Here is a 19,103-nt window from a genome sequence, read left to right on the forward strand (position 1 = left end):
GCTTAATACCAGTTCCCTCTTCCCACTTCTTCTATAATAGCTTTTACCCCTTCATCAATTTGATCCGGCTGAGCACGCGAAATACTGATGCGTAAAAACTTTTCGTGTTCCTTATAATCGGATAAGTAAAATCCTTTACCGGATACCACCAGCACCTTCCTCGCGGCAAGACGCTGTACCAAACGCTCCATGTTCACCGTCCGGGGTAGCTTCAACTGCATATACACTCCCGAGCTTACAGCCGACACTTCAATCACCCCGTCCTGATTATATCGCTCCACTGCCTGGTTTAAAATGCGAATGCGTTCCGCATACAGGCTGCATATCGTGTGCTTGTGGCGTTCATACATTCCATTTTTAATATAAATATCGAGTGCGGCTTGAGATAAAATGGAGGTGTCGACGTATCTTTTGTATACGCTGAACGTCTTTAACAGGGTTTCCGGCAAAACCGCAACGCCTAAACGCAAGCCCGGAAAAATGATTTTTGAGAAGCTTTTTAAATAAATAACACGATCTGTCTGATCGTACGCATATATAGGATCAAAAAGGTGATCAATCCCCAAATCAGCCATGTAATCATCCTCTACGATGTACACATCGTATTTGGCAGCTAATGCGGCTATAGCCTTGCGTTCCTCTGTGTTGTATGAGGTTCCCAGGGGATTATGATATCTTGACATGGTGTAAAAAAACTTGATGCTATCGTTCTTAAATTGATGCTCCAATTCCTGCAAATCCATACCTGCCGCTGTTCGGACGATGGTGCTGACGGGAATGCTCTCTCCCTCCAATAAACGCAAATAAATATCGTAGCTCGGCTGCTCTACCAAAACCGTCTTTTTGCCGTTCGGAAACGGCATTTTAGCAAGGATTTCCAGTGCCTGCTGAACACCAGAAGTGACGATAATCCGCTCCATTTTTGCAAATACCTGATTATCGGCCAAGTGAGAAACAAGCGTATGACGCAATGTTTCCAGCCCTTGCGAATCTCCATAGGTAAACAAATGATATTTGTACGTATCAATGGCCTGATTCAGACAGTGCTGAAAGTCTAGATACGGAAATACATTTAAATCCGGGGAGGCCGAAGCAAAATCAATCGATGCCTGAATATGACCTTGACTATGACGCAAATCGCCGGAGTTCTCCACCACATAATATCCGCTTTGCGGAATGGAATAGATGGCGTGTTTTTTTTCAAGTTCGGCGTATGCCCGCAAAATCGTGCTTTTGCTGCACCCGTACAGCTCTGAAGCATCTCGGATCGAAGGCAGCTTCTGACCAGAGCTGTATTGCCCCTCGCGGATTTTAAGCTCAATATCCGATAAAATCGAAATATATTTTTTCACGATGATCCTCCTGCCTGTTTATTTCACTTCCTACTTCTTTATACGGTTGATGTTAGCATGCTTTATGAATAACAAGGATGCCCCATTTTATAAAATTGTACCGATACAGTTATGATAATTTGATATCACACTGGCTCGTCCATTGTTGTACCTTTAGTTCATCGGAGAGGACGTTAGTGTATGCCCATCCCATGGATACGCTGACTTATCGGTTTGCAGCTTCTTTTATAGTTCTGTCGATTCCGGTGGCCTTGGGGTGGATCAAGTTATCTTATCGGGGCAAACCCATATTTAAAGCGCTGCTGCTGGCTTTGATGTACCCGTTGGGATTTTTCACGCTACAAGCATTTGGATTACAACACGCAACCTCCGCCGAGGGAGGTATTATGTATGCCTTCACACCCGTTGTAACGATGATCGTCGCTTCCCTATTTTTAAAGGAAACAACGACCCTTTTACAGAAGCTGTCGATCTTTTTATCAGTGTTCGGCGTTGTGTTCATCTTTATCATGAAAGGGAGCAGCTTTAGCTTGTCCAATTTTTTGGGGGCTCTCCATGCTCTTTCTGACGTGTGTAGCTTTTGCCGGATACAGCGTTTGGCACGCTCTCTGTGGAAGCATTTTAGTCCGACGGAAATCAGTTATTTACGGTACTTTCGTACTGTCATTATATATCTTGGCGTGGTGGCCTCGCTTATCTCTTCACTGACTGCCAATTATGCCTGGTCCAAAATAGAGGCGTCGAAAATGAGCGTATTTACCAATCTGTCGACCATCGTGTCTATCGCAGCCGGGGTTTTGTTTATTGGAGAAGAAATAACAGTGTACCATCTGATTGGCTCGTTACTGATCATAGCCGGGGTGATCGGAACCAATTATTTGGGCCGGAAAAAGACAGTACCGCTTCGTGCAGACACGCTTAAGACGTAATCGCTCATAGAGAAGTGAGCTGGAAAAGAATGATTGTCGAGATAGCTGAGGGCATGTTATGAGGTAGGTGGCATGCTGAGATTAGATTTGGAATGACATAGATCAGGATTTTGCAAAATCCTCAGGTAAAAAAAGAGGCTGTTTCTTCTTGGCGGAAGAAGCAGCCTTAAGTATGTCATGATGACCACACTATGGCGATTAAAAAGGCAGGGGTTTAATAATAAGGGAGCAGGCTGATTGCGGTCAGCGCAGCAAGCGGCAGGATCAGACGGTTAAAGCGCCGACGTCCATATGGGAAACCATATCCGTAGCCTATGCCGGGTACCGGGGCTGGGTACGGATATGGCGGGTAGGATGCAAAGCCGCCATAAGCACGGGAACCGCAGCCGCAGTTGTTAGGCGGATAAGGGAGATTTACGTTCTCTGCTTCACCCACGGGAACTGCCAAATATAATTTTTCATCATCCACATGCTCCACAATTCCATCATACATCGTTCCATCCTTCACCCATACGCATACGTAGCGGTGCATATGCTGTTGACATAGCGTTTTAGCATCCATTTTTTCTGGTGCAGTCCCTTTTTCGTTGGTCATGCTTTTTTCCATGGTTGTTTCCTCCTAGGCTCTTGCATGTATACCGTATGTTATTCAAAAATGGGCTATGTGCTACATCAAATTGGGCGAATTCCGGCTTGCAAACAAAAAAAGAAGCACCCCGGAGGCTCTTGGTAGAGCCCCTCTGAACGGACGTATGACGGGAAGTTTCCTTCCGCAGCATACGTCCGCCGGGGTGCTGTATGATTAACTTGTCGGCTTAGCTGTATTATAACAACACTTTGAAACTGTATCTGTGATCTGTATCACGTCGCTTCAAAATGTTTCCATAACCACGCGGGAGCCGCCTCCAGCCTGCTCTGCGGGAAGAACGACCAGCTTGCGCGGCAGACGGGCCCGCAGCTCGGGCACATGGCTGATCACGCCGACTGACAGTTGATCGTGATGCAGCTTTTCCAGCGAGGTGATCACCGTGTCCAGCAGTTCAGGGTCCAGCGTTCCAAAGCCTTCATCCAGAAAGAAAAATTGCAGCGGGTATTGGCCGCGCAATTGAATCTGGGCCGACAGCGCGAGTGCGAGCGACAAGGAGGTCAGGAACGTTTCACCGCCGGACAAGGTCGATACCGGACGCTTGACTCCGCCGTTGGCATCGTCACTAATGACAAAGCCACCGCTGGAGTCTACCTCTAGCGCATAACGCTGCTTGGTCAGAAAACGTAAACGGCGTGAAGCCGACTGACTGACTTGCATTAACTGCTCCTCGGCAATGTATTCCACGAAAGCGTTGCCCCGGAAAACGGACTGGAGCTTGGACATCTTTTCTGCCTCGCTGCGCAAATGAGCGCGATTGGACTCCAGCTCCATCCAGCGGACATGCCGATGCTGCAAATCCTCCAAATCACGCTCAGCCTTGGCACGATTTTGAAGCGCCTCTTCGTCACGTGTACGGCAATCACGCAGCTGAGCTGCGGCCGTTTCCCACTGTTCCTCGGTCACTGTTGCTCCATCCAGCTGTTCTTCCACATGCTTTAAACGGGAGGACAGCTCTTTTTCACGTTCCCGGTGCAGACTCGCTGCACGTTCATAACGTGCAGCTTCCTCCGGCCCGAGACAGCATTCCACGACCTCTGCTTCGGTAGCAAAAGGGGAGGCTTCCAGACGACTGCTCCAGCGGGACTCCGATACCTGCCGTCTTTCTTCTGCCGAATCAGATGCCTGCCGGGCAATCAGCGAAGCATGAACGGCTTGCTGCTTGCGTTCCTCCGCTTCAGCGCGGCGGCGTGCGGCGGCTTCGGCTCCGTTTCTCAGTCCTCGAAGGCGCGAGTTCGCTTCTTCCAGCAAGGAAGCCGCAGGGTCTTCTCCAACCCACTTACGAAGCTGGACCATTTTTTCGCGCAGCGAGTCATCTTTATTCTGGAGTCCGGTACGACGGGCAATAATGATTTTGTCTTCCTCGATGATGCTCTGCTGGATCTGCTGAACACGCGCCGCCTTCACTTCGAGGAAGGTCACGCTCGTCTCCAACCGGGACCGCAGCTCTTCCGCACGCGTATCGCGCTCCTGCATGGCGCGATAACGCTCCGCGGCTTCGCCCAGCGCCACGTCCGGCAGCTGCGCTGCCCATTCGGCGCGTAATGCCCCGCTGCGCGTGGTGCATGCCTCGCGCTTGCTCCGCGCCTGCGTCAGCGCTGCGACAGCCGCCTCTTGCTCGGCAGCTGCGCGGATACGCCGCTGCTGTCCGGCGGCGTCCGCCTCGCGTAACGCGTGCGCCTCCGCAGGCAGCGCACGCGCACGGGCGGCCAGCTCGGCGGCCGCCTGCTCCAGCGCCGCGCAGCGCTCCGCCCAAGCGGCGGCACCACGCGGCGGCGCTGGAGCGGCGGTGGGCGCGGCCGGCTCGCCCGTGGCGGCCGCGCCGCTGGCGTCTGCGGCGGCGGGCTGCGCCAGTAGGCTACGCTGCTCGTGCAGCTGCTGGCGCAGCGTAAGGCGCAGCTCCTGCAAGCCCAGCCGCAGGCGGTGCAGCTCGTCCGGCGCAGCGGCATCCGCGCCATGGGCCGCGGTGGCCGCAGGCGCGGGGTGGTGCAGCGAGCCGCACACCGCGCACGGCTCGCCCTCGCGCAGCTCGGCGGCGAGGTGCTGCGCGAGGCGGCCTAGCTCTTCGGCGCGCAGCTTATGGCGCAGCTGCTCTTCCTCGGCAGCCAGCGCCGACACATCGGCGGTGACCTCTGCCTCCAGCGTGAGCAGCGCCTCGATGCCCTCAGCCGTCTGTGCGGCAAGGGCGGAACGACGTCCCTCCGTCTCAAGTGTCTCCTGCTCCGTCAGCTTCAGGCGTTCGTCAGCCTGGGCAAGCCTTTGTTCCTGCGTGACACAATCCTGCTCTGCTTCGCGTAGCTGCTCATCCACCGTCTCCAGTTGTTGCAGCCGTTGCACAGCCTCTTGAAGCATTCGCCGTTCATCTGCACGCACTTCATTTTGCTTCAATGCCTGTTGAATCTCCTGCTGTCGCTTCGATCCTCGCGCCTGTAGCTCTTGTTCCTTGGCGAGACCTTCGGCATATGCAGCAAGGGTTTGCACACTCTGTGCAAGCTCTACCGCCAGACGGTCCCGTTCCGTCCGCAACGCTTCCGTATCACGCTCCAATTGCAGCGCCTGCTCCAACTGGTCGATTCGAAGCAACAGCTTCGGTTCCTCTGCACCCAGAGCTTGCCGGGCCTGCTCATCTGCTTGCACAGACACAACCGTAGCCTCCTGCGTCAATGTCGCCTGCACCGCCGCTTCTTCGGCTGCCTTCCGTCGCTTATCCGCTTCGACAGCGGCTTCCTTCCAATCTGTCAGCGCAGGCAGCAATGCCTCAGCTGCGGAGGCCTGACGGAGCTTGCGCTCCAGCAAAGCAATGTCCGGCTCCAGTGCTGTCAGCTGCTCTAGTTCGTTCGCCCGGAGGCTGCGCTCCATGACCAGCTCACGGATTTTGTTCAGCGCTTCCGTCTCGCGCGACACCCGTTCCAGCTCGCGGCGTGAGACCTCCGCATGGGCAAAAGCCTCTTTGAGACGCTGTTCTGCTTGTTCAAGCGCTTCGGCACCCGCATCTCCCAGACCCTGCTGCTCCGCTTCCAGTGCTTTCAGTGCAGCGTCATTGTCCTTCACACGGCGGCTCAGCTTCTGTGCGAGCTGGTCTCCGTACTTTTCCAAATGAAACAAACGCTGCAGCATCTGTCTGCGTTCACTGCCCTTTAAAGATAAAAATTCGGCAAACTTCCCCTGTGGCAATACAACAGCACGTGTAAAGTCGTCCATTTTCAGGCCGATATACTCCTCCACACAACGCGTCACGTCCTGCACCTTGTCAGCAAGGACTTCCTCGCCGTCCGCTGTGAACGCGATAAATCGACTAAGCGTATTATTCACCGATACGCCTCCAGCCCGTTTGAATCGGCGCTCCACTCGATAACGACGAGGTCCTTGGGCTGACATCAATTCGAACGTAAACGCAACAGACAGCGTATCCTCGGCATGATTCATAATGCCCTGTGTTCCATTCATCGCCCGCTCCACCTTACCGTACATAGCCAACGTAATCGCGTCCAGCAACGTCGATTTACCACTGCCTGTCGGGCCAAAGATCCCGAATAGCCCGGTTTCGGTTAATTCGTCAAAATGGATTTCCTGCGACTCCCGGTAGCTTTGCAACCCCGCCAATTTCAGAAGAATCGGTTTCATACATCCTCCTCCTCCTCGGCCTGGTCCCTTGCATCATCCTGTTCCACCAACTCCAAAAATAGCTGCACCAATCCGTCATCCGGCTGTGCGCCGCCAGTTTGCCGTTGATAAAAAGCCCGAAACAGCTCGTGAACCGGCAGCTCTGAGCGCTGATGTTCCAGCTGTGCTGCCGCCATTTCAGGATACATCGGGCGGATGTGAATGATGCCTTCACGGCTTTTACGCAGCCGCTGAATATCTCCCAGAGACATCGCTTCCTCCAGCGTAATTTCCAGGTCAATAAAGGCGTCCGCATCCAGCCCTTCGTCCAGCCAGCGATACACCTCTTCCAGACCTCCCCGTGCACGCCATTTCACTAAAGGCCGTCCACTCGTAATGTACAGCTCCTCGACCTGTGCGGGCTTGCCTGCGACCACGTCAATGAGCGTGACTGATTTGGCCTGCCCTGCTTCGGAAAAGCTATAAGCCAGCGGAGATCCGCTATAGCGCATCAGCCCGTCACCCTTCACATATTGGGGACGGTGTAAATGCCCCAAAGCCGTATATTGCGCCCCGATGCTCAACGCAGACGGGTCTACTGTATAGGCTCCCCCGACCTGAATCGGACGCTCCGAATCCGACTCCAGCCCGCCAAGCACATAAATGTGGCTCATGGACAGATTAACGGTATCAGGCCGAAACGCCGTACCGAGCTGTGCCATCAGCATCCCCACACGACGGCTGTAAGCCTCTCGCAACACCGTTTCGTCTCCGTCCTCGGACAACAGCTCATTCAGGCGGGACTCCGAAGGATAAGGCAAGGCTGCGATACATGCCATTTCTCCTGTACGCGGTGTATGAATCCGCACCGCTTCCCCGCTGGGCAGCCCCAGCAACGTAATTCCGCGCTGACTCACTAGCGGCGTAACCGAGGATACCCGTTCCGGCTGATCATGATTCCCCGCAATAACGACCAGCGGTCTTCCTCCAGCCGTTAAACGGGCAGACGTTTCATAAAATAGCTGCTCGGCAGCGGCTGGAGGATTGACCGAGTCGTACACGTCTCCAGCCATCATAATCAGATCTGCCTGCTGATCGTCAGCCATTTTCGCCAATTCTTCCAGGAACGCCTCCTGCTCCTTCAAACGGCTGCGCCCTTCCAGCGTTCTCCCCAAATGCCAATCTCCCGTATGCAAAATCCGCATGCTGTTCCTCCTCTCTCCTTTTCATTTCGTCCATTAAATATTAAATAACTACAACCGCACACTTTCTCCAGCCTCCAGAAAATACAACCACTTCTCAGCAACCCTTGTACCTGTAATATCTTCGATCACATGTGCGTACAGCTCCAGTTGAAAACGATATTGCTCCGTTAAATGAGGCACCGTCCTATATTCGGAAACCCGGTCTGTTTTGTAATCAAGCAAAACCAGCCCTTCTGGCCCTTCAAAAAGACAGTCAATAATCCCGTTCATCAGCACTCTATCATCGTGGCCAGGCTCTGACGTCATGTTTTCCTCCTGTTGCTCGGCTCCTGACTCTATTTCCTGTGCAGACAGCATCGACGGCAAGCTGCGGCTCCAAAAATCAGCGACTCCTATCGTATAGGTGAACGGAAGCTCACGCTGAACATGGGATGCCTCCAGCAATCTGCGACCCAGCTCGCTGGTGAAGAAGCGCAATATTTTATCCGTATCTAATGCCTCCGCCTGAACATCCAGCAATAAGCGCTGGTTCAGCAGACGGGCCTTCGTTTCCTCAATCACCTCGGCGTTCATCACACCACCCAGCGGCAAATGCAGGAACAGCGTATGGTATACCGTTCCACGCTCCGTTGGCGTCAGTTGCCGATTGCCCATAAATTTGGGTCTGCGCAAGTGCAATCGATTTCCCCCAGTCTGAGAATCTTCCATCTCCTCTGGTAACTCTGCTACTTGAAAAGAAGACAGATTCAGCCAATCTTCCGATCCAGCTTCCTGCATCGTTAGCCATCTTTTCATTTCGGTAACCGATGTATTCGCCGCCGTCTTGCTTGCCCGTTCATACGGATAGGACCAGGAAAGCGCAGCGGCAATATCTGCATCAGCCCTTGTTGTCATATCTGCTGGGCTATTGGATACGGAATCGGATGAGAGCCACCTTTTGTCGATCGGCTCGGCATTTTTCAACGCTACCGTCTTCTGCTGACGCTCTTCATTAACAGTCTCTTCCCCAGGGTCCGAATTCAAACGAGAGCCGGAAAGAGTCTCCGAAGCTATGATTCTAAATAGCCAATCCCCGCCCGGCATAGTTTCCAGCCTGTGATAGTCCCCCTCCTGATCCCCTGCCGCTTCCCTCAGTACAGCAGCAGAAGGATGTCGGATCAACGCAGGACCTACCCAGTCCAGATAACTGCGGCCTGCCGCCAGCATATAATCGGGTAAAACTGTCTCCGTATGCTCTTTGGCACGTGCCCAACCCGCAGCGCGTGCAGCAAGATCCTTTACCGTTCCGGTCATAATAAGCTTTTCACGTGGACGCGTAAGCGCCACGTACAGCACCCGCATTTCTTCAGCCAACAGCTCCAGCTGGGAGCGTCGACGGATCGCCAAATTAGGCAGCGTCGGGTAGCTGACCCGATTTTGTTCCTCCACATATTTGGGACCAAACCCCAGCTCCTTATGCATCAGAAACGGCGCATTCAGATCCTGCTGATTGAACATTTTAGCCGTTCCCGCGATGAACACAACAGGAAATTCTAGTCCTTTACTTTTGTGAATCGTCATAATGCGCACAGCCTGATCGGGTTCAGTACCGCCACTGGATGATCCTAAATCACCGCCTCGCTCTCGCAAACGGGAAATAAAGGTCAAAAACCGGAACAAGCCCCGGTTAGAGGTTGAAGTCTCATATTGTCTCGCCCGGTCATATAACGCCCGCAAATTGCTTTGACGTTGGGAGCCGCCAGGCAATCCACCTACCCAATCCAGATATCCCGTTTCCTCCAGCAAACGCCAAATCAATGCACTCAAGCTGCCTTGTCTTGCTTCCTGCCGCCACGCTTCCAAATCGCGCAAAAACGAATGCAGTCGGGCAGGCAACGTATTTCCGCTATTTCTGTCATCCATATCAGAGGCATCTCTCGAATCTCCTGCGAGAAGCTCCAATTCCAGCATGTCGCTGGACGTTCTATTTTCGCTATCCTGTGTATGGTCAGCCTCAGCCGCCGCAAGCAGAGCGCCATAAAATAGTCCGTCCGGCTTCTCCAGCCGGATTTGTGCCAGCTCGTCCTCGGTCAAGCCTACAATCGGTGAACGAAGCACAGATGCCAGCGGGATGTCCTGCTGCGGATTATCAATAATGTGTAGCAGAGACAGCATCACCTCAACTTCCGTTGCTTTGAAAAAGCCTGTCGTCTGCTCCCCGGATGCCGGAATGCCCTCAAGACGCAGTTCCTCTACAATCAGCGGTGCCCATATGCTTGCCGAACGGAGCAAAATGACAATATCACCGAAGACTGCCGGACGCATCGCTTTTAACCCTCTGTCATAAATCAACAGCGGTTGGCCTGTATCTCCCGTCAGCTCCTTAATCCGTTGCGCGATTGCGCGAGCTTCCAATTGTGCCGTTTCCAGCTCCGCAAGCTCAGCCATTTCGCCTTCCTGTAAAGCGGGTTCATCACCCGTTTCGGACAGTTCCGGAGCCTCCGAAAGACCGCGCCCGCCTTTATCAACTAACAGCAGTTCAGGTGCATACGGGGATGTGGCATCCTTTTCCGTCTGTTCAGGATAGGAAGCACCATGCGCCAACCATGCCCGTTCATCGTATTCAATTTCCGCCACATCCACGCTCATGATTTGTCGGAACACCAGATTGACTGCATCGACGACTTCCACCCGACTGCGGAAATTACGCGCCAGATCAACTAAAAAGCCATCTTCCTGTTCCTGCATACCGTATCGCTGGTATTTGTTCAAAAACAGACCCGGCTCCGCCAGCCGAAACCGATAAATACTCTGCTTTACGTCCCCTACCATAAAACGGTTACCCGGCTCTTCACGGGATACCAGCCTGACGATATCCTCCTGTACCGTATTCGTATCCTGATACTCATCCAGCAGTACCTCGTCGAATTGCTCCTTGTATTCAAGCGCAGCGTCTGAAGGCAGCAGTCTGTGCGGAGTGGAGTCGGGATGACGTAATATTTTTAGACAATAGTGCTCCAAATCTCCAAAATCCACCAGCCCTTTAGACTGCTTGTGCTGTTGAAATCGTTCGCCGAATAAAATAACGGTTTCCACCAGTTCGTCCATCAGAGGAGCCGCCGCATGCAGTTCCTCCAAATAGGCTTCTGCTCTCCTGCCGAACAGGGATGCCTTCATATCTATAATCATTTTTTTGGCTGCCTCACGGAGCGCCTTGACCCGTTCCTGTAGTGCAGGCTCAGTCTGATCCTTTTTGACCGGCTTGAGCTTGCCGAAGGCCGCTATCTGAAAGTGATCATACAGCGATGCCCACGGCTGTGTCTCCAGCTCCTGCAATAGTCCCTTCACCATCGCGGTATCCTCTTGCAGCGTCACTGCATAGGGCGCAGGGCCGCCGGGCTGCATAGCCGTTTCATACGCCTGCTCCAGCAGGCTTGCTGCTCCGCGCAGCGAAAGTGCCGCATCCGCCAAAATGCTGCGGACCCAAGGAGTTTCTCCCAAAGCCGCCACATCCTGTACACGGAACGCTGCTGCCGTCTCGCTCAGCCAGTGCTCTGGCCAGGGATGACTTTGCGAAAAATCGTACAAGCGCTGAACAAGCACATACATCGCATCATCTGTACGCTCACCGCTAAACCAGTCCACCAGTCTGCGGAATGTACTGCCTTCATCGTTAGCCTCATACTTTTCCTCAAACAATTCTTCCAGTAGCTCCTGCCGCAGCAATTCCGTCTCATGCTCATTCATAATCCGAAAACCGGGATCAAGAGGAATGGCCTGATAATGCCTGCGAATGACCTCCATACAAAAAGAGTGAAGTGTCGTAATCGAGGCCCGATTCAGCAGCGATAGCTGACGACGTAGATGCTCACTATCCGGCTCCTGTTCCAGCACACGTTCCAAAGCTTCACGTATACGTTGGCGCATTTCGGCGGCAGCAGCCTTTGTAAAGGTCGCTACCAGCAACCGATCCACGCTGAAACCGAGCCGCGGATCGGCGATTTTACGAATAATGCGCTCTACGAGCACCGCTGTTTTACCAGACCCCGCCGCTGCCGCTACCAGCATGTTGTTGCCAGATTCAGAAATCGCACGCCACTGGTCATCACTCCACATACTGCCTTCCGGCTTGGGTATGCCGTTGGTGTCTGATGTACTTATCATTGGTCCATTCCTCCTTTCCCTTCCTGCGTATGACCAAGCAAATCCCAGATCTGATCCTTGCCGGGTTTCCCCCATTGGTTGTAGCCGCTACCTTCCAGACTGTCATCAAATTGACAAACAGGTTTGAAAGAACAGAAGGTACATGCCGTCTCTTGCTGGATACGATAAGGTTCAATCGCCACGTCGCCCTCTGTCATACGTGTCCCAATCGTTCGGATATTATCGCGTACCGAAGCCAGCAGGCTATCCCACTGTTCCGGCGAAGCGACAGACGCACTGCTGTAAAAGCTGCCGTCCGCCTTTACCGCAACTGGCAAAATGGAGGAATACCCCTTGTCCAATGCCGTATCCATTTGCCCAACCACATCCCGATTCGCGAGCAATAGCCCTTTCATCTTGAAGCGTTTTAGAAGCTCCTGACGGGCCTGTTCCGCGCTCAGACCATTCGGCGACTGCAACATCGGATTATGGACGTGAAAATACAGCGTACCCGCCGGATAAGCCGTCTCGCCAAGCCATTCCTCCGCCGCATTCAGCAGCACGTCCAGGTATGTGAGCATTTGCAAGGACAAGCCATAGTACACTTCATGCAGCTTGAGATCCTTTTGGCTGGATTTGTAGTCAATGACGCGTAAAAGCAAGCCTTGTTCTCCCTCTGCCACATCCACGCGGTCAATTCGTCCGACGATTTCCATCACCACACCGTTGTCCAGTCGAAAGGTCAGAGGAGGAAGCTTTTCTCCCGGCCCAAAGCCCAGCTCCAGCTCCAGTGGCTCAAAGCTGCCTCTACGCGCATGTTCACCCAAAATCAGCGAAGCCCGACTCACAATGTCTTTCAGCTTGCGCAAAATGTACCCGTACCGCTTGGAGCTCATTAAAATCTCGCCTTGCAGACGAGGGGCCAAACGCTCCACCGTCGATTCCGCCTCTTGTCGGCATTCCTCTGTACTGAGACTCCCCCAACTTACGTTTCGTTTACGTAAATTCATCGCCATCTCTCCGAGCGCCGCATGGAACAACTGCCCGATATCCGGTGCCTTTAGCCGATACATTTGGCGCTCCTTCAAGCGAAGACCATGGGAAGCAAAATGCGAAAACGGACAAGCGACAAAACGTTCCATACGAGATACGCTGGTACGCAGCTTGCTGCCATACAGACGGCGACTCGTTTCTTTCCGCATTTCGGCATGATTTTCGTAAAAAAGTGAGGTCAGCAACTGACGCAGCTTGTCCCTTTCACGCCCCTGCTGGCCCGCATACCAGTTGTATACCTCCCACCAGGGAGATAAAATCTCTCCACCATGCCGCCATTGCCGGAATTGCGCGATCAGCTGTGGCAATGCCTCGGACGGATGGGAAGCATACTCCCATTGAGTCGCCCATGGGTCCCGAGGCAAAGGATAGGCAGCTAACGGGTGCTCTTCCAGAGCAGGGAACAGTTGACGGACATGCCGTACCAACTCTGACGGCAGCAACGACTTGCCCTCTTCGTCGGTCACGGCATAGCTCATCCACAGACTGCTTCCGGCTGACGTGAGCGCCGTATACGCAAGAAAACGTTCATCCAGCAGACGTCTTGTCATATCCGGCGCCAGCTCTACGCCCCGTTCATTCAAGGCGGTGCGTTCCTGCTCGTTCAGCACGCCATCCTCATGAAATACAGCTGGCATCACACCTTCGTTCATACCCAGCACAAAGACATGTTGAATACCAGCAACGCGTGTACGGTCCGTGTTTCCGACCAGCACCTGATCCAGAGCTGGCGGAACAAGACCCATACGGTACTCTATCAGACCCGTTTCCAGAACATCGGCAAATAAAGAAGTGTCCAGCTTCTCGTCACCCATCATTTCGACGATCTGATCCAACAGCTCAAGCACCGCATCCCATACCTGACGGTGCTCCTTCGCCTGCTCGGGATTTCCCGCTTCCTCGGCCTGATGGATCAAGTTATCCAGCTTATGCCCAATTTCTGCATCCTCCAGCAACAAATACACCGCTTTACACTTCTCAAGTGCAGTCCGGGCCTTACCCAGACGTTTCTCAAACGCACGTAAAGGCGTCACGATCACATCGCGGCACAGCTCCATTAGATCCAGCGTTTCGTCCCGCTGACGGTTCCGCTCCTGTTCCTCCAGCTCCAGCGAAAGGCTGGGTACAGCCTGCCAAGGCCGTCCGTCTGTCCAGCGGCTGCCCTGTATCCCGCAGGCCAATGCGTAATTTTCCAGACGGTCCATATCCTCGCGGCTGACCCGTCCATCCTGTGGCAACAGCAGATCCGTTTTGACCGCACGAAATACATCCTCGTACCGCCAACGCCGCTGGACGATATCCAGCGAAGCCCGAATCATTTCCACCAAGGGATGATGCAATACGCTTCTGCGCTGATCCAGAAACACCGGAACCTCATATTGCTTAAATATCGGCTCCACCCACGGCTCATAATCCTCAATATGGCGTACAAACAGAGCCATTTCCCGATAACGCGCTCCCTCATCCCGGGCCAGACGGCGCATTTCGCGCACGGCCCCCTCCAGCTCCACGCGCCGGTTCGCTGCGGCATACAGCTTGATTTCTTCTGGCTGCTTGTTTTTCCATTGCTCCCGCATCTGCTGCTGCGGCATAGATCGTTCCTGGTTCCGATACACCGCACGTCGTTCAAACTCTGCCTCCAGATACGCCAACGCCGGGCGGTCCTTAAATCTCGGAAGCGGATCAGGGCGCAGCAGTTGTGTCTGCGTCTCCATCATCAGCTCGTCCGCCATCCCTTTAAGCTTTACATAGGTAGCCGCCGCAGGATGAAATAAATCCAGCTCATGCGGAAGCTGTCCACTCTCGTAGCTGCGATTGCAGGTCAGTGCGACCGTCAACGAAGAAGCGTGCAGCATGAGCTGCTCCACCACCTTGTATTCATGCGGCGTAAACCTGCGGTAGCCATCCATCCAAATATCCGCTCCACGTACAATGGACGACTCAGCAATCTGTTCCGCCAGCATACGCAGCGTATCCTCGCCGTCAATATATTTAAGCGTCAGCTCTCTTTCAAAATCCTCATAAATCAGACTGATGTCCTTGAGCTTGCCGTGTAAAATCGGAATGGATTCCCCCGCAGCATTCATTCGCTCCAGTTGCTCCGGTACAGACCAAGTATCATTCCCGTACTGCTTCAGCTCTGTAAACAGCGTATTTAACCGATCCACAAAGCCAAGCTGGTCTCCCGAATCCTTAAATAAACTCAGTTCATCCTTGCGACGACGAATAATTTTATATATAAGCATCTTCTTGCCTTCCTCCGTCACAGGTACCAGCGCCGAGCCCCCGGTTTCCTGCATGACCAAATAGGCAAGACGATGAAATCCCTTGACCTGTGCACGCACCGTCCCCTGAATACCGTTTCCGGCTTCTGTAAGCAGCGCATGCTCGGAAGCAAATGACGATTGCTCCGGCACAAGCAACAGCATAGGCTTACCTAGCGGTTCTCCGCGTAGCATAGCCGTCATTTCACGACGGATTAACGTGCTTTTCCCGCTGCCTGAGCGGCCAATTAACAAACGGACCGACATGATGCGGCCTCCTTTCCAACGAACAACAATCTATTAAACAGTATAGCATATGAGGCAAGGGAGAAAAGAACGTACGTTTGCCATCTTGTAGCATTTTATCCTCCCTCAAAAAATAAACAGTCCCGCAGGTTTGGCTTGGTGCATGCCTTCTCTACAGGACTGTTTTATTGAAAAACGAGCCTAATCTACTTATTCCGCTACCCCAAAAGGCGGTTAACTGTGTATGAATTCTACAGTTGTGTCCGGCTACGCACCTCAAAAATAGCGAATTTCAAATAATGGCCTTCCTCTACACCTAGAATTTGGGGATGATCCTTGCCAGCCGCTCTCCAATCCACCAGACGGAGGATTTTTCCGGCATCTGCCGCAGCTTCTTTAATCGTGTCCAGAAACAGCTCCGGCCGCATATGGAATGAGCAGCTCGCAGTCACTAAATAGCCGCCCTCATTGACCAGCTTCATCCCGTGCAGATTAATATCCTTATATCCACGCGTAGCTCCTTTGACCGCATTCTTGGTTTTGGCAAAAGCTGGCGGATCAAGAATCACCACATCAAAGGTACGTCCGCCCCCTGCTGTGAGTGGCTTGGAAGTATCCCCCTTTCCCCCGGCCCGCGCGGTGCGTTCCTCTAAGCCTTTAACCTGATTGCGCAAATATTGGAAAGCATCGTCCACGACAAACTCGACGCGTTCCTCAAAACCGTTCAGCTTGACATTATCCCGTGCGCTTTCAATTGCGTGCTCGGAAATATCAAGACAAGTTACTTTTTTAGCACCGTATTTGCAGGCATTGAGCGTAAAGCTTCCCGTATGTGAAAAACACTCCAGCACGGTTGCACCATCCCAGAATGGGAACTCCACAACCTTGCCGCTTCTGTTCACAGGCTTCATGACCGCTGTGCCAGCGTCACCCTGTTCTGCTACTTCCTGTAGCGTAATTCCGCTGCGTCCTCCCCAGCCTGTCATCAGCGGCGCAATCGCCGCACGATTCTCACGCTGGTCAAAGAAATAGCCTGTCTTCTGGCCCTCTACAATATCGACCTTGATACGCAAACCATTTTCCGTTACCACGACATGACGTGGGCAGTCGCCATATAAAGGCCCTTTGGTCTGTTCCAGTCCTTCCAGCTCGCGGATGGATACATCGCTGCGCTCATATATACCAACAGGGCCAATCACTTCAACAAGTGCATCCCTGATTTCTTCCCTGCGGCGATCCATACCGAGCGTTAATAATTGTATGACTAACACGTCGCCAAAACGGTCTACAATCAGCCCGGGTAAAAAATCAGCCTCGCCGTATACCAGCCGATACGCGTCTCCCCCGGTCACAAAACGTTCACGGTGCTCCAGACAATCGCGGAACCGTTTGGCAAAAAAGCTTTGATCCATCGCTTCCAGCGGCTCGTAGGACATCACACGCACCGTAATTTGCGAGGCCGGATTATAGTAACCCGTTGCCAAATAACGGCCCTGATGGTTTACGATACTGACCAGATCACCCGCCTCCGGCTCACCCTCCACCTTGGCTATTTCATTTTTAAACACCCAGGGGTGCGCGTGTTCCAGCCTTTTTTTGCGGCTGCGTTCCAATATTACTGAAGGCAAAGTCCTTCACTCCCATTCTTGGATTAATCAAAGTGTTAAAAGTGTGGGGTTCGATGGGGCGCGGCTCCGCGATTCATTTGATCTTACGATCGCTGTTGCAATGGGATTCTTGGATTTTACAAATAATTTTAATGGTAAGAATCCCCCTGCAAAGGCGAACGCTACCGCTTCTCCAGATTCAAATGAACCGCTCCGCTACTGCCCGCCTTAATATCGACGTCACACTTTTAAAGCTTGTGAAGTTCTATAAAAATTTTCGTTTTCCTAAAAAACAGCTTGGTCATGCTTGTCATGGCTGTCCTTGACAGATCATAGGCTGTTACATAAGCGTCTCAGCAGTTTTGAAAAGAATTTTTTGCTTAGGTTCAAGTTCTTTATTCCGAGTGAATCACAGGGGAACATCATTCCACTTTAAAGGCAGGTAACAGCGTAGCGGTCCATTTGAATCTGGAGAAGCGTAGCGATCGTAAGATCAAATAGACTACGAAGCGTCCTTAATTGGCCAACGTAAAACGGTTTAGAAAGGGGGAACGCCCGTGTTTATTCATGTTATTTTGCCGCTGTCCGGTGGGCTGCTTATTTTTTTGGGCGGGATGAAGCTGATGGAAGCGGCCCTCCGGCATTTGGCTGGTCCCTTCCTCACCCGCTGGCTAAACCGGGCCACCGTTTCCCCTTGGCGGGGCATGCTGTTCAGCTCAGGCATTACCGCCCTGCTGCAAAGCAGCACCGCTGTCACGGTGCTGACCATCGGACTGGTCAACGCCGGGCTGTTGACCTACGGCCGCACGCTCGGCATCATCCTCGGTACCAATATTGGTACCTGCCTGACCACCGAGCTGATGGGGCTCCAGCTAGGCAAACTGGCTGTTCCACTGCTCTGCGGCTCGCTGCTTTGCTGGAGCACCGCCGTCTTGTGGGGCGAGGCTGTCTCCAGCCGCCAGTATGCGTCTGCCGAGCCACCATCCAGCCCCAATCAACTCAGCCGACCGCAGGCTGTACAATATATCAGCCTCGCCTTTGCCGGATTTTCGCTGATCCTTGCGGGTATCCGAGTGATGCAAACAGTCGGCCCTTGGATTGAGCAGGCCGGGCTGTTCCGCTGGTTTCTTGACCACGCCGCGGCCAACATGTGGTGGGCCTTCGCAGCCGGGGCCTGCCTGACCGCACTGGTTCACAGCAGCGCCGCCGTTATTGGTATGGCGATCAGCCTTGCTGCTGCGGGAGCTTTGCCAGTCGATGTGGGTATCGCCATCGTCATCGGCTCCAACGTTGGCACCTGCGTGACGGCCCTGATTGCGGCTGTCGGCGGCAGCATGTCCGGCAAATTTGTGGCCTGGTCCCACGTGCTGCTGAACGTAGGCGGGGCGTTGCTGTTTATGCCGCTGATCCCTGGGCTGGAAATGGCAGCCGCCTGGATATCTGCTGAGCCTGGAGCCAGGGTCGCCCATGCTCAAACCCTGTTTAACGTGATCAGCTCTCTGCTTGTCTTGCCAATCTGCTATTTACCTGTATGGACACGTTTGGAGAATCGCATGTCTCCCAACATCATCAAACGTTAATTCCAAGCATGGACAGCGCCTTGCTCAAAATGACATCATTGTTGTCATATCCGCCTTGGCGCTGGAGACGCCATGCTTCCTCAGGCGTATGCCATGCAACACCTTTAATTTCTTCAATCTGTGCCTGTAAATCCCCATCCAGTGCTTCTACGAGATAATAATGGACTTCCTTGTCCACTTCCCCGAATTCAGGATGCTGATACGTATAAGCAATCATATCCACATGCTGGATAATCCGTCCGTTCAGCCCTGTTTCCTCACGAATTTCACGTAAAGCCGTCTGTTCGATCGTTTCTCCTTGCTCCATTTTACCTTTAGCCAAGGAGACCTTGCCGTATCGATCGGTTATCAGCTGAATTTCAAGCTGCTCCCCCTGTTTGCGGTACACCACACCGCCGGCGGAAATTTCCTTTTTTTCTGCCATCCTGCAATCCCCTTTCCTTGCGCAACAAGGATTCCGTCCTCCCTGTAAGGAAAGGCGAAATCCTTGTTTGCC

10 protein-coding genes are annotated in these 19,103 nt (G+C 53.1%); 2 read left to right on the top strand and 8 right to left on the bottom strand.

Annotated features, from left to right (window positions below; genetic code table 11):
- Positions 1-2: 2 nt before the first annotated feature.
- Positions 3-1,352 carry an aminotransferase-like domain-containing protein gene (locus tag ABIA61_RS08430; protein ID WP_404580553.1) on the bottom strand — a complete coding sequence of 450 codons (1,350 nt, stop codon included), beginning with the start codon at positions 1,350-1,352 and terminating at the stop codon, positions 3-5.
- A gap of 77 nt (positions 1,353-1,429) precedes the next feature.
- Between ABIA61_RS08430 and ABIA61_RS08435 the strand changes: the two genes are divergently transcribed.
- The gene (locus ABIA61_RS08435; protein WP_404580554.1) at positions 1,430-2,281 is read left to right on the top strand and encodes a DMT family transporter; all 852 of its coding nucleotides are present in this window, start codon (positions 1,430-1,432) and stop codon (positions 2,279-2,281) included.
- A 214-nt stretch (positions 2,282-2,495) separates the two neighbouring features.
- Here the strand turns inward: ABIA61_RS08435 and ABIA61_RS08440 are convergent, their stop codons facing one another.
- From ABIA61_RS08440 to ABIA61_RS08465, 6 genes are all read right to left on the bottom strand, one after another.
- Positions 2,496-2,888, bottom strand: a complete 393-nt coding sequence (locus ABIA61_RS08440) for a hypothetical protein (RefSeq protein WP_044645091.1) — start codon at positions 2,886-2,888, stop codon at positions 2,496-2,498.
- 264 nt (positions 2,889-3,152) lie between these two features.
- Positions 3,153-6,551, bottom strand: a complete 3,399-nt coding sequence (locus ABIA61_RS08445; protein ID WP_404580555.1) for an AAA family ATPase — start codon at positions 6,549-6,551, stop codon at positions 3,153-3,155.
- Positions 6,548-7,735, bottom strand: a complete 1,188-nt coding sequence (locus tag ABIA61_RS08450) for an exonuclease SbcCD subunit D (RefSeq protein WP_404580556.1) — start codon at positions 7,733-7,735, stop codon at positions 6,548-6,550. Before ABIA61_RS08450 ends, ABIA61_RS08445 begins: the two co-directional genes overlap by 4 nt.
- A 48-nt stretch (positions 7,736-7,783) precedes the next feature.
- Positions 7,784-11,878: a helicase-exonuclease AddAB subunit AddA gene (gene addA, locus ABIA61_RS08455; RefSeq protein WP_404580557.1), complete on the bottom strand. Its 4,095-nt coding sequence runs from the start codon at positions 11,876-11,878 to the stop codon at positions 7,784-7,786.
- A complete protein-coding gene (gene addB / locus ABIA61_RS08460; protein WP_404580558.1) occupies positions 11,875-15,441 on the bottom strand; it encodes a helicase-exonuclease AddAB subunit AddB in 3,567 nt (1,188 codons plus the stop codon). Before addB ends, addA begins: the two co-directional genes overlap by 4 nt.
- 230 nt (positions 15,442-15,671) lie before the next feature.
- Complete coding sequence (locus ABIA61_RS08465) at positions 15,672-17,048, bottom strand: class I SAM-dependent rRNA methyltransferase (RefSeq protein WP_404580559.1); 1,377 nt, start codon at positions 17,046-17,048, stop codon at positions 15,672-15,674.
- Between the two features lie 536 nt (positions 17,049-17,584).
- Here ABIA61_RS08465 and ABIA61_RS08470 point away from each other — a divergent pair.
- Positions 17,585-18,607 carry a Na/Pi cotransporter family protein gene (locus ABIA61_RS08470; RefSeq protein ID WP_283652544.1) on the top strand — a complete coding sequence of 341 codons (1,023 nt, stop codon included), beginning with the start codon at positions 17,585-17,587 and terminating at the stop codon, positions 18,605-18,607.
- On the opposite strand, the gene ABIA61_RS08475 is transcribed toward ABIA61_RS08470, so the two are convergent.
- On the bottom strand, positions 18,597-19,031 hold the full coding sequence (locus tag ABIA61_RS08475) for an NUDIX hydrolase (RefSeq protein WP_283652545.1): 435 nt from the start codon (positions 19,029-19,031) through the stop codon (positions 18,597-18,599). The two genes, ABIA61_RS08470 and ABIA61_RS08475, sit on opposite strands and share 11 nt — an antisense overlap.
- Positions 19,032-19,103 lie beyond the last annotated feature (72 nt).

The organism is Paenibacillus sp. RC21 (genome assembly GCF_044907935.1).
Taxonomy (GTDB): domain Bacteria; phylum Bacillota; class Bacilli; order Paenibacillales; family Paenibacillaceae; genus Paenibacillus; species Paenibacillus terrae_A.